Origin of the sequence: Providencia sp. PROV116, assembly GCF_028482485.1 — a bacterium.
In the GTDB taxonomy this organism is placed as follows: Bacteria; Pseudomonadota; Gammaproteobacteria; order Enterobacterales; family Enterobacteriaceae; genus Providencia; species Providencia rettgeri.
On sequence record NZ_JAMPQO010000022.1, the window covers coordinates 81106 to 105783 of the forward strand.

A 24678-nucleotide genomic window follows, 5' to 3' on the forward strand; every position below is an offset into this window, starting at 1 on the left:
TCAGTTGCGGTGCATAGCCTAATGCTATGACCTTTATCACTGCACACCTACTCATTTCGACCGTGAAATAATACTCTTACGGGATTGAGCAGGTGCGAATACTAACCAAAGCTGAGCCGACAAGCAAGTCTATTTTGATTCCATTTGATTATTTGCAGAAAAAAACAACAAATTATCAAAATATCGCTCAGCTTCACCCATAACAACTTAGCCTGCGGCTTTCACAGCATCCGCAATATGGTTTGCCATTGCAGTCACATCAGCTTCGTTTTCACCTTCAACCATGACACGGATTAGCGGCTCTGTTCCTGATTTTCTCAATAATACGCGGCCTTTTCCTGCCAATTGTTTTTCAACTTCTTCGTTCGCTGCAACCACCGCATCACTTTGTAGTGGGTCGTGTTGGCCTTTGAAACGGACATTGACTAACACTTGAGGTAATAATTTCATACCACTGCATAAGTCATGTAAGCTCATATGGTTACGTACCATAGCACTTAATACCTGCAAGCCTGCAACAATCCCGTCACCAGTAGTCGTTTTATCCAATAAAATCACGTGGCCTGAGTTTTCAGCCCCCATGCGCCAACCTTTTTCCTGTAATTTTTCGAGGACATAGCGGTCGCCCACTTTTGCACGCTCAAAAGGAATTCCTAATTGTTTCAGAGCGATTTCTAACCCCATATTACTCATTAGTGTTCCGACTACGCCGCCTTTTAGCTGGCCTTGACGTAGCGCTTCACGAGCAATAATAAAGAGGATTTGGTCACCATCGACTTTTTCACCGAGGTGGTCAACCATGATAATGCGGTCGCCATCACCATCAAATGCCAAACCAACGTGCGCTTTTTCTTCCAGTACTTTTTGTTGCAATTGACGCACATCCGTTGCACCACATTCTTCATTGATGTTGATCCCATTAGGATCACAACCGATAGTGATAACCTCAGCCCCTAATTCACGAAACACATTTGGTGCGATGTGATAAGTCGCCCCGTTAGCACAGTCAATCACTATTTTTAAACTTGCTAGGCTTTGTTCGTTCGGGAACGTACCTTTACAAAATTCAATATAACGGCCCGCAGCATCGACAATACGGTTTGCACGACCTAATTCTGCTGATTCAACGCATGTGATCGGCTTTTCCATTTCAGCTTCAATAGCTTCTTCGACTTCATCAGGCAATTTGGTTCCATCAATTGAGAAGAATTTAATCCCATTGTCATAATATGGGTTATGAGATGCTGAAATGACAATCCCCGCTTCTGCGCGGAAAGTACGTGTTAAATAAGCGACCGCAGGGGTTGGCATTGGGCCAGTGAAAGATGCAGATAAACCTGCAGCAGCTAAGCCGGCTTCTAGCGAGGACTCCAGCATATAGCCAGAAATACGCGTATCTTTACCAATAATAATTTTACGTGAACCATGGCGTGCGAGAACTTTTCCTGCCGCCCAACCTAATTTTAAAACAAAATCAGGGGTAATTGGGCTATCACCCACTTTGCCACGAATACCATCAGTACCAAAATATTTACGGTCGCTCATACGCTTATTTTTCCTTTTCTGACAGAGTCATCTGTACCACTTGCATCGCTTGCACGGTTTCTTTGACATCATGAACTCGAATGATGTGTGCTCCTTGCATCGCAGCAATCACTGCACAAGTTAGGCTGCCTGCGAGACGTTCTTGTGGTGGAACATTTAATAATTGTCCAATCATAGATTTACGTGACATCCCTGCCAATAGCGGTAGTCCGAAATTATGAAATTGTTCTAAGTTTGCCAATAACTGGTAATTATGCGACAAGTTCTTACCAAAACCAAAGCCCGGATCAAGGATAATTTGCTGTTTCTCTATCCCTGCTGTCACGCATCGGGTGATTTCAGCATCAAGATAGTCTTTTACTTCACGCACCACGTTTTCATAGTTTGGTGCTTCTTGCATCGTTCTTGGCTGGCCTTGCATATGCATAATGCAAACGGGTAAACCTGTTTTCGCAGCAACTTCTAATGCACCTGGTTCATGGAGCGAACGAATGTCATTGATAATATGCATGCCTGCGTTTGCGGCTTCGGCCATGACTTTCGCTTTCGAAGTATCGACTGAAATCCACACATCAAAACGCTGTGCTATCGCTTCAACAATGGGAATAACTCGGTCAAGTTCCTCATTCACAGAGACTTCAGCGGCGCCAGGACGGGTCGATTCGCCACCAATATCAATGATAGCCGCGCCGTGTTGAACCATTTTTGCCACATGCTCAAGCGCATCATGATAACGATTATGAGTGCCACCATCTGAAAATGAATCAGGAGTGACATTCAAAATCCCCATCACCTTTGGTGTTGATAAGTCAAGAACACTGCCTCTCGCTTTGATTTGCATTGTTATTTTTCCTTAACGAAAAAAACCCCAGCGAACTGGGGTCTTAGTATTTTATTTCACGACCGCTTATTGTGGTTTGCTGTCGTTATTATCTGATGGTTTTGATTCATCAGTATTATTACTATTATCGGTATTACTTGGTTCTTCAGCACTGTTGTTAGGTTCTTCAGATTGAGGTTTTTCGGCTGTTTTTGCTACATTTGCCGCACCTTTACCAAATGTTCCCGTCACATTACTGACTTTTTTATCTTCATCCCAACCCGCTGGTTCACGAACTGGACGACGATTCATTAAATCATCAATCATTGGCATATCGATAGTTTCATATTTCAGTAATGCATCTTTCGTTGCATGTAGAATATCGATATTGTCTTCCAGTGTTTTGTAAGCCAGTTGGTAACAGTGGTCTAAAATTTTCTTAATTTCTTCATCAACAATACGTGCTGTTTCATCAGAAATTCCAGAACCATTACCTGAAGAACGACCTAAGAACGCTGGACCTTCTTCTTTCGAGTATTGCATTGGGCCTAAACGGTCTGAGAAGCCCCATTGCGTTACCATGTTACGTGCGGTATTGGTTGCAAACTGAATATCTGAAGATGCTCCCGTCGTTACTTTATCGCGACCGTAAATCAGTTCTTCAGCAATACGCCCCGCATAGGCTGTCGCAATCATACCTTCGAGTTTCAAGCGACTACGACTAACTTCATCACCTTCCGGTAAGAAGAAGGCCACACCCAGTGCTTGACCACGTGGAACAATTGTGACTTTGTGAACAGGGTCATGCTCTGGCATTAAATGACCGATAATCATATGACCACCTTCATGGTAAGCCGTTGATTCTTTTTGCTCTTCGGTCATCATCAGAGAACGACGCTCTGCACCCATCCAAATTTTGTCACGCGCTTTTTCGAATTCAACCATGGAAACGACACGCATGTTTGCACGTGCGGCAAACAACGCGGCTTCGTTAACCAAGTTTGCCAATTCAGCACCCGAGAAGCCAGGTGTTGCACGTGCAAGAATGAAAGTATCTACGCTTGGGTCGATAGGAACACGACGCATATGTACTTTCAGAATTTGTTCACGGCCACGAACGTCTGGTAAGCCAACAACTACCTGACGGTCAAAACGACCTGGACGTAATAAAGCAGGGTCAAGTACGTCAGCACGGTTAGTTGCTGCGATAACAATAATACCCTCATTACCTTCAAAACCGTCCATTTCAACTAGCATTTGGTTCAGTGTTTGCTCACGCTCATCGTGACCACCACCAAGACCAGCACCACGTTGACGACCTACTGCGTCAATCTCATCGATAAAGATGATACAAGGCGCTGCTTTTTTCGCTTGTTCGAACATATCACGAACACGAGAAGCCCCCACACCCACAAACATTTCCACGAAGTCTGAACCGGAAATAGTGAAGAATGGGACTTTTGCCTCACCAGCGATAGCTTTTGCCAGTAATGTTTTACCTGTTCCTGGAGGCCCTACCATCAGGACGCCTTTTGGAATTTTACCGCCAAGTTTTTGGAAACGAGCAGGTTCACGCAGAAACTCTACGATTTCGCCTACTTCTTCTTTGGCTTCATCACACCCAGCAACGTCTGCAAATGTTGTTTTGATCTGATCTTCTGTCAACATGCGGGCTTTACTTTTGCCAAATGACATCGCCCCCTTGCCGCCACCGCCTTGCATCTGGCGCATGAAGAAAATCCAGACACCAATCAACAGAAGCATTGGGAACCAGGAAATAAAAATAGATGTCAGTAAGCTAGGTTCTTCTGGTGGTTCACCAACAACCGTCACATGCTTATTCAGCAAAGTGTCTAACAGCTTCTCATCCTGCATAGGAAGATAAGTTGTATAGCGGCTATTATCAGCCTTTCTGACGTTCAGTTCACGACCAGTGATACGAACTTCACGCACCTGATCCTGGGCTAACTCATTGATAAACGTAGAATAATCGACTCTGCGACTATTCGAATCGCTTGGGCCAAAACTCTGGAACAAGGACATCAGAACAACTGCGATGACTAACCAGAGAATCAGGTTTTTCGCCATGTCACTCAAGGGATTAACCTCATATTACAACTGTGTTAACAAATAACGCTCAGGGTACTATAGTTTTAGCCCTGTCGCTACAATGTATACTTCACGTGACCGTGCCCGCGAAGATTCGGGTTTACGAACTTTTACTTTCGTAAACAGGGAGCGGATATCCCTAAGGTAATCGTCAAAGCCTTCTCCCTGAAACACTTTAACAATGAAACTCCCCCCAGGCGCCAATACAGCACGGCACATATCCAATGCTAATTCAACTAGATACATAGAGCGAGGAATATCAACCGCTGGTGTCCCACTCATATTTGGCGCCATGTCAGACATGACCACCTGTACTTTTTTGTCGCCAACGCGTTCTAACAAAGCGGCGAGAACGGCTTCATCGCGAAAATCCCCTTGCAGGAAATCAACGCCAACGATTGGGTCCATCGGCAATAAGTCACAAGCAATAACCCGCCCATTATGACCTATTTGGCTAACAACGTATTGCGACCAACCACCAGGGGCTGCTCCTAAATCAACAACGGTCATACCTGGTTTAAAAATTTTATCACCTTGCTGGATTTCTTCCAGCTTAAACCATGCACGTGAGCGTAGCCCTTTTTTTTGTGCTTGCTGAACATATTTATCACTAAAATGCTCTTGCAACCAGCGACTTGAGCTTGCCGAACGTTTTTTATTGGCCATTGTGCTTTCCAACTATACTAAAAGAACTTCACCTAACTTGCTGCTTCTTTACCATCAAAAAGATATAATTGATGGTGATAGATATCAGATGGCGGTAGAATAAGCCATTTTCAATACTAACCAAGCAAAAAATCAATGAATCTTAATAAAAAACAAATTCAGCACCTAAAAAGTCTCGCTCACCATTTAAACCCTGTTGTTATGATCGGCAACAATGGTTTAACCGAAGGTGTTTTGGCTGAGATTGAACTCTCATTAGCGCATCATGAGCTTATCAAAGTCAAGATCGCAGGCGAAGACCGTGATACTAAAAATTTGATCGCTGATGCGATTGTTCGCGAAACTGGTGCAGTAAATGTACAAATCATCGGTAAAATTCTTGTTATCTACCGTCCTTCGGCAGACCGCAAAATCATTTTACCTAAATAATTTCCCATCATTTATATAAAAATGCCATTGAAAGCATGTTTTATATGATGAAAAAGGCCGCCTGCGGCCTTTTTCTTTAAATCAGGGAAATAATATAACCAATTCAGGGAAATAGGAATCAGATATACTCAACTTTAAGAATTTCGAACTCAACATCGCCACCTGGGGTTTTAATTGAGACCACGTCATCAACTTCTTTACCCACTAAACCACGTGCTATCGGGGAGTTAACAGAAATCAGATTGATCTTAATATCTGCTTCGTCATCACCAACGATACGATATGTTAGCTCTTCATCGGTATCAACATTCAGTACTGTCACAGTTGCGCCAAAGATAACGCGACCATTATTGACCATTTTAGTTACATCGATCACTTGAGCGTGAGAAAGCTTACCTTCGATTTCTTGAATACGGCCCTCACAGAAACCTTGTTGCTCACGTGCTGCATGATATTCTGCATTTTCTTTTAAGTCACCGTGCTCACGCGCTTCTGCAATAGATGCAATAATTTCTGGGCGACGGACAGATTTAAGGAATTCAAGCTCTTCTCTTAGCTTATCCGCACCAAGTACCGTCATCGGGATCTGTTTCATTAATAAATACCTCGGTTCAATCCTATCTAAAAACAAGTATCTTCCTGATTTTGTAACAACAGTACACCGAACACCTACGTAAAACCGGGGGGTGTTCTAGTAAAAAAACGCAATCAGACTTATGTACTCATTTATCTTATCATAATGTACGCTATTTTAACTGAGACTTAATAACGGGTCACCGTTTACTTTCTTGGGCATTACACTTTAGTATGTATTATATGTCCACCCTAATGCGTGAAATATATGTCATTATTAACTTTAACCAGAAAATGGATCATCTCTTTAGGAATTACCTTAGCCAGTACGCAAGTTTTTGCGATTCCTATTGATGAGTACAAACAATATTTACCTGATGGCACTAACCTTGCTCTGGTCGCGCAAAAAGTGGGAAGTAGTACCCCATTAATTGATTATAATGCACAGCAAATGGCATTACCTGCAAGTACACAAAAGGTTGTGACCGCTCTTGCTGCCCTATTACAACTGGGGCCAGATTACCGTTTTGTCACCAATTTTGAAACTGATGCAAAACTTAGCAACAACACATTGACTGGCGATTTAGTGATCCGCTTCAGTGGTGACCCAACACTAACCCGTCAACAAATTCGCAATATGGCTAATGCGTTAAAGCAGCTTGGGATCCATAAGGTTGATGGCGATCTCGTCGTTGATATTTCTGCTTTTACTAGCCATGACAAAGCGCCTGGTTGGGTTTGGAATGATATGACCCAATGTTTTAGTGCGCCACCTGCAGCTGCTATCATTGACCGCAACTGTTTTTCAGTTTCTCTTTATCCCGCAGAAAAAGCAGGTGATTATGCCTTCATTAAGGCGGCTAGTTTTTACCCTGTCAATATGTTCAGCGAAGTCAAAACATTAGCTAAAGGCTCCCCTGAAGCGCGCTATTGCGAACTTGACGTCGTTCCTGGTGAACTAAACCGCTATACCCTGACAGGTTGTTTAACCCAACGCAGCGAGCCTTTACCACTTGCCTTTGCGGTGCAAAACGGAGCGAGTTACTCAGGGGCGATTGTCAAAAATGAGTTAACCACTGCGGGTATTGAGCTCACCGGCCATGTGAAAAAGCGCACATTCCCAGCGCCTCAATCACAAGTGTTAGTCAAAACTGAATCTAAACCACTGCATGACTTGTTAAAAGTGATGCTAAAAAAATCCGATAATATGATAGCAGACACTGTTTTTCGTACTATCGGTCGAGAATATTATGGCGTCCCAGGTACTTGGCGCTCAGGATCCGATGCGGTAAGACAAGTACTGAAGCAAAAAGCGGGGATCGATATTGGCAATACTGTGATGGTTGATGGCTCAGGGCTGTCTCGCCACAATTTGATCACGCCTGCAACAATGATGGAGATCTTGCAATTTATCGCAAAAAACGATCAACAGCTCGATTTTATCTCCATGCTTCCACTTGCAGGCCATGATGGCACATTGCGTTATCGTGGCGGCTTTGATGAAGCTGGTGTAAATGGTAAAGTTTCCGCCAAAACGGGGGCATTACAAGGGGTCTATAACCTCGCAGGTTTTATCACAACTGCCAGTGGCCAGCGTGTTGCTTTTGTGCAGTTTATCTCTGCTTATGCAGTACCGCAAAACCAGCAACGTACTCGTCGAGTACCATTAGTACGGTTTGAAAGCCGTTTGTATAAAGATCTGTATCAGAAAAACTGATCATACGTGATTTAGATATTAAAAAGGCGCTTTCGCGCCTTTTTATATTTCTAAGATAAACTATTTTTGATAAATGATTTCGACACCTTCGTCGTCATCTTCATCCCAATCGTCATCCCAGTCATCATCAAAATCTTCAGTACCAGAAAGTTGTTCCTTATGATAATCATCCCACATGAATTCAACTTTTTCAGGTTGCTGTGCATCTTCAGTTGTTGCCATATCACGTGGTTGAGTATTCATAAATTCCATGATATCCCAACACAGTGCTTTCACACCTTCGTGGTTAACCGCTGAAATCATGTAGAATTTATCTTCCCAGCCCATCGCTTTAGCAATTTCTGCCGCACGCTGTGCGGATTCCTCTTCACCTAAGATATCAATCTTATTGAAAACTAACCAACGTGGTTTTGCAGCCAGTTTTTCACTGTATTTTTCTAACTCACTGATGATGATCTTCGCATTTTCGACAGGATCAGACTCATCAATAGGGCAAATGTCAATCAAGTGAAGTAAGACACGACAGCGCTCTAAGTGTTTCAGGAATTGGATCCCAAGGCCTGCACCTTCTGCTGCGCCTTCGATCAACCCTGGAATATCTGCAACCACAAAGCTTTGCTCGTTATCCATACGCACGACACCCAAGCTTGGGACTAAAGTGGTAAATGGATAATCAGCGACTTTTGGTTTTGCTGCTGATACAGAACGGATAAATGTTGATTTACCTGCATTTGGCATACCAAGCATGCCCACATCTGCTAACAGCATCAATTCTAACAGTATTTCGCGGGTTTCACCTTTAGTCCCCATAGTACGTTGACGTGGAGCACGATTTACTGAAGATTTAAAACGGGTATTCCCAAGCCCATGAAAACCGCCTTTAGCGACCATATGACGTTGATCATGACGAGTCATATCACAAAGTACTTCGTTGGTCCCTAAATCGCGTACACGCGTTCCTACAGGTACTTTTACAGTGATGTCTTGACCACGTTTACCTGTACATTCACGGCTTTGGCCATTTTGGCCACGTTCTGCACGAAATGATTTTTCAAAACGATAGTCGATTAGCGTGTTGAGGTTTTCGTCTGCTTGTAAGTAAACGTCCCCACCATCGCCACCGTCACCACCGTCCGGTCCCCCTTTAGGGATGTATTTTTCACGGCGGAAGCTGACACAACCATTGCCACCATCTCCTGCCACGACCAATATTTTGGCTTCATCTACAAATTTCATAATTCTTTCTCCGCTTCTGAGCCGCATAACGCTGGATGGCTGTTCTACTCAGAGATGGTGTATCTTTAATACGTGTATAGTTCATTAAAGATCAAATATCTGAATATAAAAAGCCCCGCAAAAGGTTTTTGCAGGGCTTTAATTCTGAATTAAAGGTCAGAAAACTTATTCAGCTTCGATGCTGATAAATTTACGATTGTTTGGACCTTTAACTTCAAATTTAACTTTACCGTCCGCTAATGCGAACAGAGTGTGGTCACGGCCACAACCTACGTTGTTACCTGCGTGGAACTTAGTACCACGTTGACGAACGATGATGCTACCTGCTAATACAGCTTCACCACCAAAACGTTTAACACCTAAACGTTTTGCTTCTGAGTCACGACCGTTACGAGTCGAACCACCAGCCTTTTTGTGTGCCATTAATCTGCTCTCCTAAATCTTAAGCGATGACAGTGATCTTAACATCAGTGAACCACTGACGATGACCCTGTTGTTTACGGCTATGTTTACGACGACGGAATTTGACGATTTTAACTTTTTCGCCACGACCGTGTGCAACCACTTCCGCTTTCACTTTAACGCCTTCAACGACAGGAGCGCCGATTTGGATCTCATCGCCATTAGCAACCATCAGAACTTGATCAAATTCAACAGTTTCACCTGTTGCGATGTCCAGCTTTTCTAGGCGGACAGTTTGACCTTCGCTAACTCGGTGTTGTTTACCACCACTTTGGAAAACCGCGTACATATTAACTCCGCTTTCCGCGTACCCGCTAAATATTTCAATTCCAGAGTACGCTATAAAATATTCACAATAGGGCGCGAATTCTACGCAAAAAAGCAGCAGAACACAAGCCAATAATGCGGTTAGATGACAAAAAATACGACTTTTTTCTCAATAACCGTTTTTGAGCATTGATTTCGTCCCTATTCACTCAATTGTTACTTATTTAAACATTTTTTGCATCACACCTGATAATCTTATAATTAATAATGTTATGCTAGAAAGATAACTGTTCTATCGGTCTCCCATTTTTTTATTTCGGGAATGAACCAAAAACTAATAATATGAATAAATTACGATGAATTTAGAATCTATTATTGAACTGACAACTGAGGATATGTCAGCGGTAAACGAAGCCATCCTCAGTCAATTGAATTCAGATGTTACACTAATTAACCAGCTTGGTTATTACATAGTCAGTGGTGGCGGTAAAAGGATCCGGCCAATGATCGCAATACTTGCAGGTCGATCCTTAGGCTATTCGGGTCATAAACATACCCAAGTTGCTGCATTGATCGAGTTCATTCATACAGCAACATTGCTGCATGATGACGTCGTTGATGAATCTGACATGCGTCGTGGAAAGCAAACTGCAAATGCTGTTTTTGGTAATGCCGCGAGTGTCTTAGTGGGTGATTTTATTTACACTCGATCATTCCAGATGATGACGGATCTTGATTCAATGCGAGTGCTAAAACTAATGTCTGAAGCGACGAATGTGATCGCTGAAGGCGAAGTTTTACAGTTGATGAACTGCAACGACCCTAACATTACTGAAGAAAACTACATGCAAGTGATCTACAGTAAAACCGCACGTCTGTTTGAAGCTGCGGCTCATGCATCTGCGATTTTAGCCAATGCAACACCCGTGCAAGAAAAAGCACTACAAGATTATGGTCGTTATATTGGTACCGCTTTCCAGTTAATTGATGATCTCCTCGATTATGATGCAGACAACGCTCAACTGGGAAAAAACACGGGTGATGACTTAGATGAAGGTAAGCCTACACTTCCCCTACTTCACGCGATGCAAAATGGTAACGAAGAAGAATCAGCATTGATCCGCCAAGCCATTGAACAAGGTAATGGACGCCATCTGTTAGATACTGTTCTCGCAACCATGAAACGCTGTGGTTCTCTTGAATATACTTATGAAAGAGCCCAAGAAGAAGCACAAAAAGCGATTGATGCCTTACATGTCATTGAAGATTCAATTTATAAAGATGCATTGATCGGCTTAGCTTATATCGCAATCCAACGCCATTCTTAGTCACTAAAAAAGATAAAGCGGGTCAAGAAAAGGGGAAACGCTATTTTTCCCCTTTGTCTTCTTCATCAATTTGAGCAAGCAGTGATGACAGACCATAACGCAGGATGTATTTCACTATTTTATTGCGCTCAGGCTCAGTCAGTTGGTAATACGCTTCCGACCAGATTTGCAATGCATCGGTTCTTTGGCTTTGATAAGTTACCGAAGGCTCATGCAGGCTAAGCTGCCCTTGGATTTCCCCCGGTAAGCTTTCAAAGTAATACTCAACAGCCTTACCCTGTACCCCTCTTTTACGGCGGTTTTTCCAGCCTTCTCGTCTTGCCATTAGGTTAATTCCCTGGGGTGATGTAGGGAGCCCTTCTAACCCTGCTAATTCTTTGGCAGTGAACCACAATTTTTTCATTTTCACTTCACGCTTATATTATGAAACCCGCTGTTGCAGCTTTGCTAAAATGTCATCAGTTAAAAAAATTTTTAAATTCAATATAATATTATTTTTATATATTAATTATTTACACCTTAAGTAATTGTAAATTATTTATTATTAATTAAATTAATTAGCGCTAATGCCCCTTCACGCATAATAAATGTCAGGATAATGTCTCTCTCCTCATTGGAAAGCTGGTTATAAGCTTCCTGCCAAATAAAGGCATTATCATTTCTTTTTACTTGATAAGGTGGTGAAGTTTCGTTAGCAAACTGACCTTCAAAAATATCGATAGGTAAAGAACTAATATGGTATTCCAATGCTTTGCCTTGAATACCCCGCCTTTTGCGGTTTAACCAGTTTTCACGCCTTGCCATTGCATTAATACCTTGAGTTGTCATGGGAAGCCCTTGTAACCCAACCAACTCTTTTGCCGTTAGCCATTCCTTGTACATGCTGACCCTCCTAGTCATGATGACAATTTAATTTTCAGTTGTTGAAAACTATCTATATTTTCTCAAAACCTTATTGACTCATTCGTTTTATTTATACCTATAAATAATAATATACAAATTATATTTGTTATTAGCATTCTAATTTCTTTTAATAACAGATAATTAAATAATTTACTTGCTAATAATTTAACTAATTTTATTAACTAATCTAGATATATTACTCGTACAAGTAAAAAGTAGCATTAAATACGCTATTCTTGTCCCTAACTAGAAAGAGTTAGTTTTAACATCAAAGTTTTATCCTAATTCACAGTTATTCATTCTGACTTTCTATTTAATTTCATAAAAACCACGACAGTTTCATAAAATGAATTTTTAAGAAAAAATCAGAAATTATTTTGGGAAATTTCTGTTATTTTATTTCCAATAACTAAACGGATGTACTGAATGTATCATAATTTTCGGTTACTCGTACCACTAACTCTACATGATTCTAAGTGAAAAAAGGACTAAAAAATGATTTTACGGAAATCGGACTGGCACCCTGCAGATATCATCGCAGCTTTACGTAAACGTGGAACTACGCTTGCCGCAATTTCACGCGAGGCTGGGTTAAGCTCTTCAACGTTAGCAAATGCACTATCACGCCCTTGGCCTAAAGGGGAATGGATCATTGCAAATTTCTTAGCGATCCACCCTGCTGAAATTTGGCCGAGTCGTTATTACGATCCAATTACAGGGGATTTATTAGAAAGAAAAGTCAGAGTAAAAGCACCAGTGGAAGATTAAAAACTGAATGAAATAAATTATAAGGCCGTGAATAATAAATTAATTTATTCACGGCCTTATCTTTTGATGGCAAATCAATAAAAAATGGCTTTGTTTACTTCATTCGCGCGAAACCATCAGCAAGGTCTTGTTTTAAATCATCTAAATTTTCTAAGCCAATCTGCAAGCGCAATGTCGGCCCTCCAGGATTCCAATTAGTCACAGTTCGATATTCAGCACAATTAAATGGAATAATTAAGCTTTCAAATCCCCCCCATGAATACCCCATACCAAAAATTGATAAGCCATCCAGCATTCTTGCAATATCTGTTTGGGTATATTTAGGATCAAGTACAATGGAAAATAGCCCCGATGAACCCGTGAAATCCCGCTTCCAAATTTCATGGCCTGGGCAATCAGCAAATGCAGGGTGCAAAATACGAATCACTTCGGTGCGTTCTTGCAGCCAATGTGCAATATTTAAAGCTCTTTCTTGGGCTTCTTTTAAACGAATAGGTAAGGTTCGCAAACCACGTAACGCAAGAAAACAGTCCTCTGCTCCCGGCAGCATGGCCATGTAATCATAAGTTTCACGTAATTTCGGCCACCACGCTTGGTTTGCTGAGACAACTCCCATTAGCAAATCAGAATGGCCACCTAAATATTTGGTACCCGCCTCCAGCGAGATATCACAACCCAGTTCATGAGCTTTAAAAAATAGAGGTGTCGCCCATGTATTATCAATAATCGTCGCAATATTATGGCGTTTTGCAACCTCAACAATTGCAGGAACATCCTGAATTTCGAAACTTTGAGAACCGGGGGATTCTAAAAAAATTGTGCTGGTATTTGGCGTTACTAGTTTTTCAATATCAGCACCAATCATCGGATCATAATAGGTCGTGATGATCCCCATTTTATCCAACAAACCATGGCAAAATTTACGTGTTGGCCGATAAACACTATCAGGCATTAATAAATGATCACCGGTTTTCAAGGTTGTCAGCAATGCCAACACAATCGCGCCTAAACCAGATGGTGAAAGCACCGTACCTTCAGCTCCAGCAAGAGCAGACCAAGCTTGCTCCAATTGCTTAATTGTTGGCGTGCCCGCTGTGCCATAATTAAATTCCGCCCTATCATTGATTAAGGCATCAACCGTTGGAAATACGACCGTCGAGCCACGATAAACGGGGGCATTTACAAACCCAGCTTGCTTAGCAGGGTCTCTCCCTAGCTGGGTGACTTGTGTATCAACATGAAATTCAGATACCGCTTTTTTCTTCATGAGATCCTCTCAACAACATCATTATTTATTCGAAAAATTTAAAGAATGGAGATAGGCATAACAGCACACCAAAGAAAATGATGAACCACACTGTTGGGCCTTTAAATTTGTGTAATGCAGGGACTTTGTAAACCAGATAGCAAGGAATTAAACATGAAACGATACCAAATAATGGGCCGCCAAGTTGCATAAAAAACAGAATTGAGAACCGTGTTGAAACCCAAAACCACAGTGCAATGATAACGCCTAAGCATACCCCATAATGTAGCACTGTTTGGTTAATGCGTTCTTCAGGAATAAATCGGCTCAATAGATTGATAACGATGCCTTTTATCGCTTCTTGGAATCCTAAATAAATGCCTAAGAATGCTGTCAAGATAGCAAAAATATTGAGTAATGCGGTCATTACTTTCACAACGGCACCGGGTATCACTTGCGCAGCAATCGCTAATGCTGAAATATTTTGTTCAAAGGCTGATACTGCTTGCTCATGGCTAATTGAGAAAGTAAAAGAAAAAGCAAAAAACAAGACTGCAACAGCGAGAATAATATATGCAACACGGTTGGCACGTATTGCACGGTATGTCGCAATGCGTTTATCACTTTCTATTTTACGATACGCAATATTCATGGGACTCAATATTTGTACAAATAATATAGAAAATAGGGTAAATGGGAGTGTTAAAAAAACATCTCGCATAAATGGGAGAAAATCAGGAAAAGCCGTGATGTTCGCAAAATTCCAATATGGCACCATCACTATACCAAGCAGTACGATAATACCGAATTTTACAATAACCATTGGACCAGAGACTTTAAACAGTAACCGCTCCCCTTGTGCAGCAATGGCGACTAATACCGAAATAATAATCAGCCCATACCAAACAGAATCGGATAATAATCCTTCCGTTAATCCAAACGTTTTAATGTAGGAAGCGCTATCGAAGGTGACTGCCAGTGAGTAAGAAAACATCCCGTGCAATAACATCAAGAAATAGGCAATTCCTAATGCTATCCCCCAGTTCTTCCCCAAATATTGTGTAATAACACTCGCGTAATCATTGCATTCTTCAGATTCTGATAATGTTCTGAGATATAAATTTTGTAGCCAATAAATTGCTGGATAAGAAAGCATTGTTGCTGCAATAAAGACCCAAATACCTTTGATACCAATTTGCACAGGCATAAAAACAATTCCTGAACCAATTGCCATTCCAATACATAAAATAACCCAACCAACATCATATTTTGTAAAGGGGATCTTTTTCGTATTAATCGGATTATCTGCACTTGCCTGAATACTATTAGACATAGTCTATTCCTCAACGTTATAGATTTAATTATAAAAAAGTTAGGAACAACATTATTGTGTAGGAGCTACGTTTCTTTTTAAAACTGGTGTGGCATGAGTAAACTGCGATAAATTCACAATTATAGTATGCTGGAATAAACGGGTTTAATAGGGCATGACAATGCTAATAAATAAAAACACTTTTGCGTTTAAAGCAAAAATTGACAGCTACGCGATTTTTCGGCATTTAGAGCTATTCATTAAAATCGTCGAATGCAATAGCTTCAGCCTTGCCGCTAAGAAGCTGAATGTAACACCATCGTCAGTTAGTCGAGGCCTTCAACAACTCGAAGATCAGTTGGGGGTTGTACTTCTAAAGCGCACAACGCGAAATTTTATTTTAACGGATGCAGGGCGCTATTTATTGCAACGATCGCAAAACTTATTGGCCGATCTCGATGATTCACTCATCAATACCGCCAGCTTCTATCAACACGCTCAAGGGCAATTAAAAATTACCTGTTCTATTGCATTTGGTGTTTGTCATTTAATGCAAATATACAGTGAATATCGCGAGACCAATCCTAAAGTAAGTTTGTCTGTTGACCTTAATGATGAGCTCATTAATTTAAATGAAGTCGATTTTGATATTGCGTTACGAATTACCAGCCATCCCCCCGAAAACTTTGCGTTACGAAAAATTTGTAATATTAATTGGGTATACTGTGGGAGCCGTACTTATTTCGAACGATATGGTATTCCTCAATCTCCTGCCGATATTGCATCACACAATTGTTTAATTAACCCAAATATTCCTGACACTTGGCGCATGACGGATAAAGACGGGAGCGCATATCCTCTCGAAATTAATAATATGATTGAGGTAAATAGTAGCTTAGGATTATTAGAGGCGGCTCGCTGCCATCAAGGTATCGTTTGTTTACCAACTTATATGCTAGGCAATTATATTGAAAACGGGGAATTGCTCCCTGTCTTATTGGATTATGACCCTAAATCCACTCCATTTGCCCTATATGCCTTATACCACCCAGCCCATACACACTCGCCTAAAATCAGGACATTTATTGATTTTTTAGTAGAGAAAATACCATCAGATCCGCATTGGGACCATTGGATGCGACAGCATGCTTCATGATGACTTACCAATAAAAAAGGTTGAGTTCAAAACGAAACTCAACCTTTTCCTATTAGGAAAAATTAATTGGCATTAGCCATTAATGAATTTTTCACCTAATTCGATATCTGCTTTTAATACACCTAGCATATCTTTCAGTGCTTTTTCTTCAAATGCACTTAATTTACCAATTGGTAAATGCTTTTCGATACCGTTTTTGCCTAAAACAACAGGTTGTGCGAAGAAGCGAGCATGTTCACCATCACCTTCGGTGTAAACACATTCAACCACATTGCTTTCGCCTTGGAGACCACGAATTAAAGATAAACCTAAACGTGCAGCTGCTTGGCCCATAGATAAAGTTGCAGACCCGCCACCCGCTTTCGCTTCAACGACTTCTGTACCTGCATTTTGAATACGTTTAGTTAACGCAGCAACTTCCTCGTCAGTGAAGCTAACACCTTCAATTTGAGATAACAGAGGCAGAATGGTCACACCAGAATGGCCGCCGATCACAGGCACTTCAAGATCATTAACATTTTTGCCTTTTAATTCAGCAACAAACGTATTAGAACGAATGATATCTAATGTCGTCACACCGAATAAACGGTTTTTATCATAGACGCCTGCTTTTTTCAGGACTTCTGCAGCGATAGCAACAGTGGTATTCACTGGGTTAGTGATAATACCAATCAATGCTTTAGGGCAAGTTTCAGCAATTTGTTGAATCAGGTTACGGACAATACCCGCATTGATGTTAAATAAGTCAGAACGATCCATACCTGGTTTACGAGCAACACCCGCAGAAATAAGGACAATATCAGCACCTTTCAATGCAGGTTTTGCATCTTCGCCAGCAAAGCCTGTCACTTTAACATCAGTAGGGATATGGCTTAAGTCAGCAGCAACACCTGGAGTGACTGGTGCGATGTCGTAGAGGGAGAGTTCTGAACCTGCTGGGAGCTGGTTTTTGAGAAGAAGGGCGAGAGCCTGACCGATACCACCTGCTGCACCTAGGACTGCAACTTTCATTCTGAAACTCCTTAATTTGTACTTTAAAAAGATATCACTTTATTTGTTATACACTTAACACATTACGTATAAAAAACAATTTGTTAACAGATAGAGAGAGAGTTTAACGCAAGAGAACTTGTTTAATAATTGCCAGTATTCTAAACAAATTCCTTATCTGTTAATGAGATAACGGGCACTTTTTTAACAAATAGTTTTTCCGGCTATTGCATTTCGCACAATAAGTTGTTTTTAGTGTATATTATTCAATCAAAAATATTTTTGTTAACAATAAATTTACAACGAATATCTGAAAAATTCATTGCTCTATCATGCTAATTTTTCATTTCCATAATTTACGATAAATAAATACTTCTGACTATCAACTCAAAACGCGCTTACCTAACTTCAAGTGATTACTGGTTATAAAATCATCATAACGCAATTTTGTTGCATAAAAATGCACTTTTACGGATAATACAACTTAGTTCAATGCAAAAGAATGGGTTAATTATGCGCACTCCGTCTAAACAAGAAGACTTGGTTAAGGCTTTTAAAGCCCTACTTAAAGAAGAAAAATTTAGCTCGCAAGCTGAGATCGTCACGGCTTTGCAAGAAGAAGGCTTCGAAAATATTAACCAATCAAAAATTTCCAGAATGCTAACTAAATTTGGTGCTGTTCGTACCCGTAATGCAAAAATGGAAATGGTATATTGCTTACCTACTGAGCCCGGTGTCCCTACTGCCACCAGCCCACTCAAAAATTTGGTTTTGGATATAGACTATAACCCTTCTGTTGTCGTGATCAGAACGAGCCCAGGAGCTGCACAGCTTATTGCTCGCTTGTTAGATTCATTAGGTAAAGCGGAAGGAATTTTAGGTAGTATTGCTGGTGATGATACTATCTTCTCAACACCAGCAAACAATTTCACCACAAAAGAGCTGTATGAAGCGATTTTAGCGTTGTTTGAACAAGAGCTCTAATCCATACTAATTTAAGCATCAAAAGAGGGAAATTGAATTTCCCTTTTTTTGTTTTTATCTATTTCTATTCGATTTTGAGACATTATTTTGCTATTTGATATTTTTCGTAACTTCATACACTATGGATTCCATTTTCTGATGCCAATTGCCTTTGGTTACCTGTTTTGGCGAAAAAATTGGAAACTAGCCGCCTTGATTATGATTGCCACAATGGCTATCGACTTAGATCATCTACTGGCTGATCCGATTTTCGACCCAGAGCGCTGTGGTATCGGATTCCACCCGCTTCATTCTTTTTGGGCTGCGGTTATCTATGTGGTGTTATTATTCATGCCATCATGGAAACTTAAAGCCATTGCCGTTGGTTGTTTATTCCACCTTTTTACTGATTCACTAGATTGTTATATGGGAAGCTTAAAAAAAGAAATGAATGCTCCAATTACATTGAGTTTAACAATACAACAATGCCCTATTTCCGTTTCCTCATGATAAAATAAAAGCGTTTTTGATTTATTACTGCAGGTATAATTCCAAAGAACGATAGTCATCTATCGCGACAATATTTAATGTTAATTAAACACTTTATTAACATTTAAAGGTTGTCGAATGATTCAAAAAACACTTTTAGCTATTGCATTGAGTAGTGCAATATCGAGTTTTGCTTACAGTGCTCCCCCTGAGAAACCCAATGTTTTAATTATTATTGCCGATGATATGGGCTATTCCGATATCAGCCCATTCGGAGGGGAAATTCCTACACCCAATTTGCAGACTATGGCCGAACAAGGTGTCAGGATGAGCCAGTATTATACTTCCCCAATGTCAGCCCCCGCTCGTTCCATGTTGCTCACTGGCGCAACTAATCAACAAGCGGGGATTGCTGGAATGTGGTGGTATGAGAATACGGTTGGTGAGCCCGGCTATGAATTACGGCTTACTGACCGTGTGGTCACTTTGGCTGAGCGCTTCCAAGATGCAGGCTATAATACTTTGATGTCCGGTAAATGGCACTTAGGTTATAGCCATGGCTCGCGGCCAACAGATAGAGGATTCAACCAAGCCTTTGCCTTTATGGGAGGGGGGACTAGCCACTTTGATGATGCAGTTCCATTAGGAACGGTCGAAAGTTTCCACACTTATTACACATTAAATGGTGAAAAAACACCGTTACCCGCAAACTTTTATTCCAGTGAAGCCTACGCAAAAAAACTTGAAGAGTGGATAAAAGAAACCCCTAGTGGCCAACCTATTTTTGCCTATTTGGCTTTTACTGCCCCTCATGACCCTTTGCAAGCGCCAGATGAGTGGATCCAACATTTTGATGGCCAATATGATGAAGGCTATGGAAAAATTTATCGACAGCGCATCAATCGATTAAAAGAAATTGGAATTATCATAGATAAAACCCCAATGCCCCATCTTGATTTAGATAAAGAATGGGAGCAACTCACACCTGAAGAAAAACGCTATGCAGCGAAAACAATGCAAGTCTATGCAGCAATGATTGCCAATATGGATGAGCAAATTGGCAATGTACTCAATACATTAAAAGAAACTGGCCGCGATAAAAATACGATTATTATTTTTGCGACAGACAATGGGGCCAACCCAGCTCAAGGCTTTTATTACGAGGGCGATTCTGCATTTTGGCAGCAGTTTGATAATAGCTACGAAAACTTAGGACGTAAAAATTCCTTTGTCTCTGCGGGACCTCATTGGGCCAATGTTAGTAATGCACCCTATGCAAACTTCCACAAAACGACCAGTGCACAAGGTGGGATTAACACCGATTTAATCATCACAGGTCCCGGTATCAATAAAGCAGGAAGTATTGATAATACTCCGATGGCCGTTTATGACATCGCTCCAACCCTATATGAATTTGCTGGTATTGACCCTAATAAAAAGATTAAAGATATCAGCCCAGTGCCAGTTCGAGGTGTTAGCTTTAAACAGCATTTCACCCAAGGTACTCCAGTAAAAACGCGTTATTCATTTGCTATGGAGTTACATAACCAAGCAGCCTTAGTTGAAGGTAATTGGAAACTACGTCGCCTTGTCCCTACCTCGGCCAAAGCAGAAATGGCGCCATGGGAGCTGTTTAATTTAAAAGACGACCCGCTGGAAACGCAAAACCTTGCCGCACAGTACCCTGACATTCTTGAAAAACTTCGCCAGCAATATGAACAGTTTGCCAAAACAGGAATGGTTATTGAGGCTAAAGGAGAAGCGATTGATTATATTGGTTATAACGAAAAAACGGGTAATTACCTTGGTATTGACCCCGAAACACATAAGCGCATAGTGCCAACGCTAACTCAGTCAGGGGAATAACATGAAAATCGCCTTTCATGATAACCCGCCGGTATTTTCGCCGCCCACACGAGCGGTCGTTCCCTTTCATATTTTGCTTAAACCCGTTGGCGCTGGCTGTAATCTTAAATGTGATTATTGTTATTATCCAGAAGATCAGCTGGCGAGATCTAAACCCATGATAAAAGAGATGTTAGAACCTTTTATCCGTCACTATATCGCATCACAACCTGCCTACAGCAAAGAAATTAACTTTGTATGGCAAGGTGGAGAGCCCTTACTTGCAGGGTTAGATTTCTATAAAAAGGCCATTGCGTTGCAACAAAAATATGCACCAAGCCAAGTCAAAATTTCTAATAGCCTACAAACTAATGCCACCTTGCTCACTCCTGCCTGGTGCCGCTTCTTAAAACAGCATGATTTTATTGTTGGTGTCAGCTTAGATGGGCCAAAAGAAATTCATGACCGTTATCGTTTAAATAAAAAAGGACAACAAGGAAGTTATGATGGGGTCCTAAAAGGTATTCGGTTATTACAAGAGTTTGGCATTGAGTTTAATATTCTGACGGTTGTACATGATGCGGTTGCCAACCAAGCCGTAACTATTTATGACCACTTCACTCAGTTAGGTGTGAAATTCATTCAATTTCAACCGTTAATGTCTGAAGGTAGTGCGCTTGAGCATCATTTTACGTTGTCTGCTCATAATTGGGGGCAATTTTTGACAGACATTTATTCACGCTGGCAATCCAAAAATCACATTGGCCAAGTATTTGTGATGAATATTGAACAGGTATATAACCAATATTTTACTTATGTAAGCCAAACTTGCGTCCATTCAGAGCGCTGTGGGACTAACTTAATCATGGAAACGCAAGGCGAAATATTTGCCTGTGATCACCAAATGAACGCCAGTCATTATTTGGGGCATTTTTCAGAGTTAACGCCATTTAGTGAACAAGTCTCCAACTCTATTTCTCTCTCTTTTGGGCAAAATAAAAGTACCCGCAGAGAATGCCAGTCCTGCACAGTAAAGAGCGTTTGCCAAGGCGGCTGCCCTGCGCATATCAATTCAACAGGGAAAAATGCACTGTGCGATGGTTATTTTCGATTTTTTGATGTGGTGATGGCCCCTGTGCGAAAATACGAACGCAGTATGCGGGGTGTGCAACAATGGCGGCAGGCAATAATGTCTTAGTCTCTCAGTTAATAATAAACCCCCTTCATCAATGAACTACCCTCGACTCATTGATGCTGGGGGTTATTTTCTAAATGATTAAGAGGCCATTAATCATCTTGCTCTGTTTCTGATTTGGCTTTCAAACCTGCGAGTAATTTGCCATGAATACCGCTGAAACCACCGTTGCTCATCACCAAAATATGATCGCCCGGTTGTGCGGTTTCAATAATCATATTGGTAAATGCCTCAATATCTGCACTCCAACGTGCGGGTTGAACACATTTTTCAGCGATGTCTGTGACCATCCAAGGGATATTGGCAGGTTGGAACAGAAATACTTCATCTGCACGGCCTAACGCAGGCGCAATATCATTTTTATTGATACCCATTTTCATCGTATTCGAGCGAGGTTCAAGCACCGCAAGAATACGTGAAGTCCCGCCAACTTTGCTGCGAAGTGCTTCTAACGTTGCCAAAATAGCAGTTGGATGATGTGCGAAGTCATCGTAAACACTGACACCATTTTCAACACCACGTAGCTCAAGGCGACGGCGTGCATTGATAAAACGATTCAAAGCGAGGCAAGCTTCTTTTACTGGAACACCCACATGGTGAGCCGCCGCAATCGCCATCAATGCATTTTGGATATTGTGGTTACCCACTTGTGACCAAGTGACTTCTCCAACTTTTTCTTGTTGGTAGTACACGGCGAAGTGGCTGCCATCGTGGCTGAGCTTCTCAGCTTGCCATCCGCCATGCTCTCCACCCACCAGCTCTTGTTCACTCCAGCAGCCCATTCCAATCACTTGTTTTAAATGATTGTCGTTGTCAGGTGTAAAAATTTTGCCGCTGGCTGGCACAATACGTACAAGATGATGGAACTGTTTTTGAATCGCTTCGAGGTTTTCAAAGATATCCGCATGGTCGAATTCAAGGTTGTTCAATACCAAGGTTTTCGGGCTGTAATGCACAAATTTAGAACGTTTATCAAAGAATGCACAGTCATACTCATCCGCTTCGATAACAAAAAACGGGCTTTCACCTATCTTAGCGGAGACATCAAAATTCCCTGGAACACCGCCAATTAGAAAACCAGGCTTGTAACCACAGTCTTCTAAAATCCATGCAAGCATTCCCGCGGTGGTTGTTTTACCATGAGTTCCCGCCACAGCCAGTACCCAACGTTCAGGTAAGACATGGTCATGAAGCCACTGTGGGCCAGATGTATACGGCAAACCTCTTTCTAACACGGCTTCGACACAAGGGTTACCACGCGTCATTGCATTACCAATCACTACCATATCCGGTATTGGGTCAAGCTGAGCCGGATCATACCCTTGAATGAGTTCAATTCCTTGATTTTCAAGTAATGTGCTCATCGGTGGATATACATTGGCATCCGAACCCGTCACTTTATGTCCTAAAGAACGAGCCAATATTGCTAAGCTTCCCATAAAGGTACCGCATATACCTAAAATATGTATGTGCATTCTTTTTCATCCAATTAGCATGAGGTTGGTCACTATTCTACCCATCAAAAACAGGTTTATAAATGCATTAACCTATTAATCTTTTTTTTATTTAGTTAAACTCTTCCCGCGCGAGGGTAAATGCCCCGCAAAACCTCTGTCAATTTTATTCAGGACCTTCGTCATGAAAACATTAGGCGAATTCATCGTCGAAAAGCAACAAGATTTTCCTCATGCAACAGGTGAGCTGACTTCTTTATTATCAGCTATCAAACTGGGCGCTAAAATTATCCATCGTGATATTAATAAAGCTGGACTTGTCGATATTCTTGGCACTAACGGTGTTTCGAATATTCAAGGTGAAGTTCAGATGAAGCTTGACCTGTATGCAAACGAAAAACTGAAAGCGGCTTTAAAAGCACGCGGAGAAGTCGCCGGTATCGCCTCTGAAGAAGAAGACGAAATTGTCATTTTCGAAGGAGACCGTGCAGAAAACGCAAAATATGTTGTTTTAATGGACCCGCTTGATGGTTCTTCGAACATCGATGTAAACGTTTCCGTTGGAACAATTTTCTCCATTTACCATCGTATTACACCGATTGGTCAACCGGTTACAGAAGCCGATTTCCTGCAACCAGGTAATCGCCAAGTGGCTGCGGGCTACGTGGTTTATGGTTCATCAACAATGTTGGTTTACACCACTGGTGTTGGTGTGCATGCGTTTACTTACGACCCATCATTGGGCGTTTTCTGCTTATCTCATGAAAAAGTGATGTTCCCATCAGAAGGGAAAATGTACTCCATCAACGAAGGAAACTATATCAAGTTCCCGATGGGTGTTAAAAAGTACATTAAATATTGCCAAGAAGAAGATAAAGCAACAAATCGCCCGTATACCACACGTTATATCGGTTCTTTGGTTGCAGACTTCCATCGTAACTTGCTCAAAGGGGGAATTTATATTTACCCAAGTACCGCAAGCCATCCAAATGGAAAACTGCGCCTTCTGTACGAATGCAACCCAATTGCATTTTTAGCAGAGCAAGCCGGTGGTAAAGCCAGTGACGGAGCAAACCGCATTTTAGATATCATGCCTAGCGAATTACACCAACGCGCACCGTTCTTTGTCGGAACTGAGTCGATGGTAGAGAAAGCAGAATCATTTATGCGTGAATTCCCTGACACGGAATAATCTAATTCATTAA

Annotated in this window: 24 protein-coding genes; 10 read left to right on the forward strand and 14 right to left on the reverse strand. The window is 41.3% G+C overall.

Annotation, left to right across the window (positions count from 1 at the left end; all coding sequences use genetic code 11):
• Positions 1 to 207 precede the first annotated feature (207 nt).
• The 4 genes from glmM to rlmE form a co-directional block, all read right to left on the reverse strand.
• Complete coding sequence (gene glmM, locus PSE72_RS15635) at positions 208 to 1545, reverse strand: phosphoglucosamine mutase (protein ID WP_004905906.1); 1338 nt, start codon at positions 1543 to 1545, stop codon at positions 208 to 210.
• Positions 1546 to 1549: 4 nt separating this feature from the next.
• On the reverse strand, positions 1550 to 2386 hold the full coding sequence (gene folP / locus PSE72_RS15640) for a dihydropteroate synthase (RefSeq protein ID WP_115168090.1): 837 nt from the start codon (positions 2384 to 2386) through the stop codon (positions 1550 to 1552).
• Between the two features lie 66 nt (positions 2387 to 2452).
• Complete coding sequence (gene ftsH / locus PSE72_RS15645; protein ID WP_004907466.1) at positions 2453 to 4462, reverse strand: ATP-dependent zinc metalloprotease FtsH; 2010 nt, start codon at positions 4460 to 4462, stop codon at positions 2453 to 2455.
• A gap of 48 nt (positions 4463 to 4510) precedes the next feature.
• Positions 4511 to 5140, reverse strand: coding sequence for a 23S rRNA (uridine(2552)-2'-O)-methyltransferase RlmE (gene rlmE / locus PSE72_RS15650; RefSeq protein WP_004905912.1), 630 nt, complete (start codon positions 5138 to 5140; stop codon positions 4511 to 4513).
• A gap of 135 nt (positions 5141 to 5275) precedes the next feature.
• Here rlmE and yhbY point away from each other — a divergent pair, with 135 nt between their 5' ends.
• The gene (yhbY, locus tag PSE72_RS15655) at positions 5276 to 5569 is read left to right on the forward strand and encodes a ribosome assembly RNA-binding protein YhbY (RefSeq protein WP_004905914.1); all 294 of its coding nucleotides are present in this window, start codon (positions 5276 to 5278) and stop codon (positions 5567 to 5569) included.
• 118 nt (positions 5570 to 5687) lie between these two features.
• Here yhbY and greA read toward each other — a convergent pair whose 3' ends face one another.
• A complete protein-coding gene (gene greA, locus PSE72_RS15660) occupies positions 5688 to 6164 on the reverse strand; it encodes a transcription elongation factor GreA (protein ID WP_004907463.1) in 477 nt (158 codons plus the stop codon).
• A 246-nt stretch (positions 6165 to 6410) separates the two neighbouring features.
• Here greA and dacB point away from each other — a divergent pair, with 246 nt between their 5' ends.
• Positions 6411 to 7859 (forward strand): serine-type D-Ala-D-Ala carboxypeptidase, encoded by a 1449-nt coding sequence (gene dacB, locus PSE72_RS15665; RefSeq protein ID WP_115168091.1) that lies wholly within the window; start codon positions 6411 to 6413, stop codon positions 7857 to 7859.
• 60 nt (positions 7860 to 7919) lie between these two features.
• On the opposite strand, the gene cgtA is transcribed toward dacB, so the two are convergent.
• From cgtA to rplU, 3 genes are all read right to left on the reverse strand, one after another.
• Entirely contained in the window at positions 7920 to 9095 is a 1176-nt protein-coding gene (gene cgtA / locus PSE72_RS15670) for an Obg family GTPase CgtA (RefSeq protein ID WP_004907460.1), read from the reverse strand.
• Positions 9096 to 9260: 165 nt separating this feature from the next.
• Positions 9261 to 9518, reverse strand: a complete 258-nt coding sequence (gene rpmA / locus PSE72_RS15675) for a 50S ribosomal protein L27 (protein ID WP_004905922.1) — start codon at positions 9516 to 9518, stop codon at positions 9261 to 9263.
• A 19-nt stretch (positions 9519 to 9537) separates the two neighbouring features.
• On the reverse strand, positions 9538 to 9846 hold the full coding sequence (gene rplU, locus PSE72_RS15680) for a 50S ribosomal protein L21 (protein ID WP_004905925.1): 309 nt from the start codon (positions 9844 to 9846) through the stop codon (positions 9538 to 9540).
• A gap of 334 nt (positions 9847 to 10180) precedes the next feature.
• Between rplU and ispB the strand changes: the two genes are divergently transcribed.
• Positions 10181 to 11152, forward strand: coding sequence for an octaprenyl diphosphate synthase (ispB, locus tag PSE72_RS15685; RefSeq protein WP_004907459.1), 972 nt, complete (start codon positions 10181 to 10183; stop codon positions 11150 to 11152).
• A 40-nt stretch (positions 11153 to 11192) separates the two neighbouring features.
• Here ispB and PSE72_RS15690 read toward each other — a convergent pair whose 3' ends face one another.
• Both PSE72_RS15690 and PSE72_RS15695 read right to left on the reverse strand, forming a co-directional pair.
• Positions 11193 to 11555 (reverse strand): DNA-binding protein, encoded by a 363-nt coding sequence (locus PSE72_RS15690; RefSeq protein ID WP_004907457.1) that lies wholly within the window; start codon positions 11553 to 11555, stop codon positions 11193 to 11195.
• 131 nt (positions 11556 to 11686) lie between these two features.
• Positions 11687 to 12034: a DNA-binding protein gene (locus tag PSE72_RS15695; protein WP_109912123.1), complete on the reverse strand. Its 348-nt coding sequence runs from the start codon at positions 12032 to 12034 to the stop codon at positions 11687 to 11689.
• Positions 12035 to 12550: 516 nt separating this feature from the next.
• Here PSE72_RS15695 and PSE72_RS15700 point away from each other — a divergent pair.
• A complete protein-coding gene (locus PSE72_RS15700; RefSeq protein WP_115168092.1) occupies positions 12551 to 12823 on the forward strand; it encodes a helix-turn-helix domain-containing protein in 273 nt (90 codons plus the stop codon).
• A gap of 94 nt (positions 12824 to 12917) precedes the next feature.
• Here PSE72_RS15700 and metC read toward each other — a convergent pair whose 3' ends face one another.
• Together metC and PSE72_RS15710 are read right to left on the reverse strand one after the other, a co-directional pair.
• On the reverse strand, positions 12918 to 14090 hold the full coding sequence (metC, locus tag PSE72_RS15705; protein ID WP_115168093.1) for a cystathionine beta-lyase: 1173 nt from the start codon (positions 14088 to 14090) through the stop codon (positions 12918 to 12920).
• A 25-nt stretch (positions 14091 to 14115) separates the two neighbouring features.
• Positions 14116 to 15303, reverse strand: coding sequence for an amino acid permease (locus PSE72_RS15710; RefSeq protein WP_232800960.1), 1188 nt, complete (start codon positions 15301 to 15303; stop codon positions 14116 to 14118).
• 259 nt (positions 15304 to 15562) lie between these two features.
• Here PSE72_RS15710 and PSE72_RS15715 point away from each other — a divergent pair, with 259 nt between their 5' ends.
• A complete protein-coding gene (locus tag PSE72_RS15715; RefSeq protein ID WP_115168095.1) occupies positions 15563 to 16537 on the forward strand; it encodes a LysR family transcriptional regulator in 975 nt (324 codons plus the stop codon).
• A 72-nt stretch (positions 16538 to 16609) separates the two neighbouring features.
• Here PSE72_RS15715 and mdh read toward each other — a convergent pair whose 3' ends face one another.
• Complete coding sequence (gene mdh / locus PSE72_RS15720) at positions 16610 to 17548, reverse strand: malate dehydrogenase (protein ID WP_115168096.1); 939 nt, start codon at positions 17546 to 17548, stop codon at positions 16610 to 16612.
• 492 nt (positions 17549 to 18040) lie between these two features.
• On the opposite strand from mdh, the gene argR reads away from it, so the two are divergent.
• The 4 genes from argR to PSE72_RS15740 all read left to right on the forward strand — a co-directional run bounded on the left by argR (position 18041) and on the right by PSE72_RS15740 (position 22022).
• Positions 18041 to 18511: a transcriptional regulator ArgR gene (argR, locus tag PSE72_RS15725; RefSeq protein WP_004907450.1), complete on the forward strand. Its 471-nt coding sequence runs from the start codon at positions 18041 to 18043 to the stop codon at positions 18509 to 18511.
• 87 nt (positions 18512 to 18598) lie between these two features.
• Entirely contained in the window at positions 18599 to 19000 is a 402-nt protein-coding gene (locus PSE72_RS15730) for a DUF6122 family protein (protein WP_115168097.1), read from the forward strand.
• Positions 19001 to 19120: 120 nt separating this feature from the next.
• On the forward strand, positions 19121 to 20845 hold the full coding sequence (locus PSE72_RS15735; protein ID WP_272691005.1) for an arylsulfatase: 1725 nt from the start codon (positions 19121 to 19123) through the stop codon (positions 20843 to 20845).
• A 1-nt stretch (position 20846) separates the two neighbouring features.
• The gene (locus tag PSE72_RS15740; protein ID WP_198641726.1) at positions 20847 to 22022 is read left to right on the forward strand and encodes an anaerobic sulfatase maturase; all 1176 of its coding nucleotides are present in this window, start codon (positions 20847 to 20849) and stop codon (positions 22020 to 22022) included.
• Positions 22023 to 22111: 89 nt separating this feature from the next.
• On the opposite strand, the gene mpl is transcribed toward PSE72_RS15740, so the two are convergent.
• Positions 22112 to 23494 carry a UDP-N-acetylmuramate:L-alanyl-gamma-D-glutamyl-meso-diaminopimelate ligase gene (gene mpl / locus PSE72_RS15745; protein WP_109912127.1) on the reverse strand — a complete coding sequence of 461 codons (1383 nt, stop codon included), beginning with the start codon at positions 23492 to 23494 and terminating at the stop codon, positions 22112 to 22114.
• A 163-nt stretch (positions 23495 to 23657) separates the two neighbouring features.
• Here mpl and fbp point away from each other — a divergent pair, with 163 nt between their 5' ends.
• Complete coding sequence (fbp, locus tag PSE72_RS15750) at positions 23658 to 24665, forward strand: class 1 fructose-bisphosphatase (RefSeq protein WP_004907443.1); 1008 nt, start codon at positions 23658 to 23660, stop codon at positions 24663 to 24665.
• Positions 24666 to 24678: the final 13 nt, after the last annotated feature.

Bases quoted from the DNA above. Each gene is read 5' to 3' on its own strand.
- rlmE (WP_004905912.1), bottom strand. From the start codon at position 5,140: ATGGCCAATAAAAAACGTTCGGCAAGCTCAAGTCGCTGGTTGCAAGAG.
- PSE72_RS15700 (WP_115168092.1), top strand. From the start codon at position 12,551: ATGATTTTACGGAAATCGGACTGGCACCCTGCAGATATCATCGCAGCT.
- glmM (WP_004905906.1), bottom strand. From the start codon at position 1,545: ATGAGCGACCGTAAATATTTTGGTACTGATGGTATTCGTGGCAAAGTG.
- metC (WP_115168093.1), bottom strand. From the start codon at position 14,090: ATGAAGAAAAAAGCGGTATCTGAATTTCATGTTGATACACAAGTCACC.
- PSE72_RS15710 (WP_232800960.1), bottom strand. From the start codon at position 15,303: ATGGCAATTGGTTCAGGAATTGTTTTTATGCCTGTGCAAATTGGTATC.
- rplU (WP_004905925.1), bottom strand. From the start codon at position 9,846: ATGTACGCGGTTTTCCAAAGTGGTGGTAAACAACACCGAGTTAGCGAA.
- PSE72_RS15690 (WP_004907457.1), bottom strand. From the start codon at position 11,555: ATGAAAAAATTGTGGTTCACTGCCAAAGAATTAGCAGGGTTAGAAGGG.
- PSE72_RS15740 (WP_198641726.1), top strand. From the start codon at position 20,847: ATGAAAATCGCCTTTCATGATAACCCGCCGGTATTTTCGCCGCCCACA.
- dacB (WP_115168091.1), top strand. From the start codon at position 6,411: ATGTCATTATTAACTTTAACCAGAAAATGGATCATCTCTTTAGGAATT.
- folP (WP_115168090.1), bottom strand. From the start codon at position 2,386: ATGCAAATCAAAGCGAGAGGCAGTGTTCTTGACTTATCAACACCAAAG.
- rpmA (WP_004905922.1), bottom strand. From the start codon at position 9,518: ATGGCACACAAAAAGGCTGGTGGTTCGACTCGTAACGGTCGTGACTCA.
- mdh (WP_115168096.1), bottom strand. From the start codon at position 17,548: ATGAAAGTTGCAGTCCTAGGTGCAGCAGGTGGTATCGGTCAGGCTCTC.
- greA (WP_004907463.1), bottom strand. From the start codon at position 6,164: ATGAAACAGATCCCGATGACGGTACTTGGTGCGGATAAGCTAAGAGAA.
- mpl (WP_109912127.1), bottom strand. From the start codon at position 23,494: ATGCACATACATATTTTAGGTATATGCGGTACCTTTATGGGAAGCTTA.
- PSE72_RS15695 (WP_109912123.1), bottom strand. From the start codon at position 12,034: ATGTACAAGGAATGGCTAACGGCAAAAGAGTTGGTTGGGTTACAAGGG.
- PSE72_RS15715 (WP_115168095.1), top strand. From the start codon at position 15,563: ATGCTAATAAATAAAAACACTTTTGCGTTTAAAGCAAAAATTGACAGC.
- argR (WP_004907450.1), top strand. From the start codon at position 18,041: ATGCGCACTCCGTCTAAACAAGAAGACTTGGTTAAGGCTTTTAAAGCC.
- cgtA (WP_004907460.1), bottom strand. From the start codon at position 9,095: ATGAAATTTGTAGATGAAGCCAAAATATTGGTCGTGGCAGGAGATGGT.
- ispB (WP_004907459.1), top strand. From the start codon at position 10,181: ATGAATTTAGAATCTATTATTGAACTGACAACTGAGGATATGTCAGCG.
- yhbY (WP_004905914.1), top strand. From the start codon at position 5,276: ATGAATCTTAATAAAAAACAAATTCAGCACCTAAAAAGTCTCGCTCAC.
- fbp (WP_004907443.1), top strand. From the start codon at position 23,658: ATGAAAACATTAGGCGAATTCATCGTCGAAAAGCAACAAGATTTTCCT.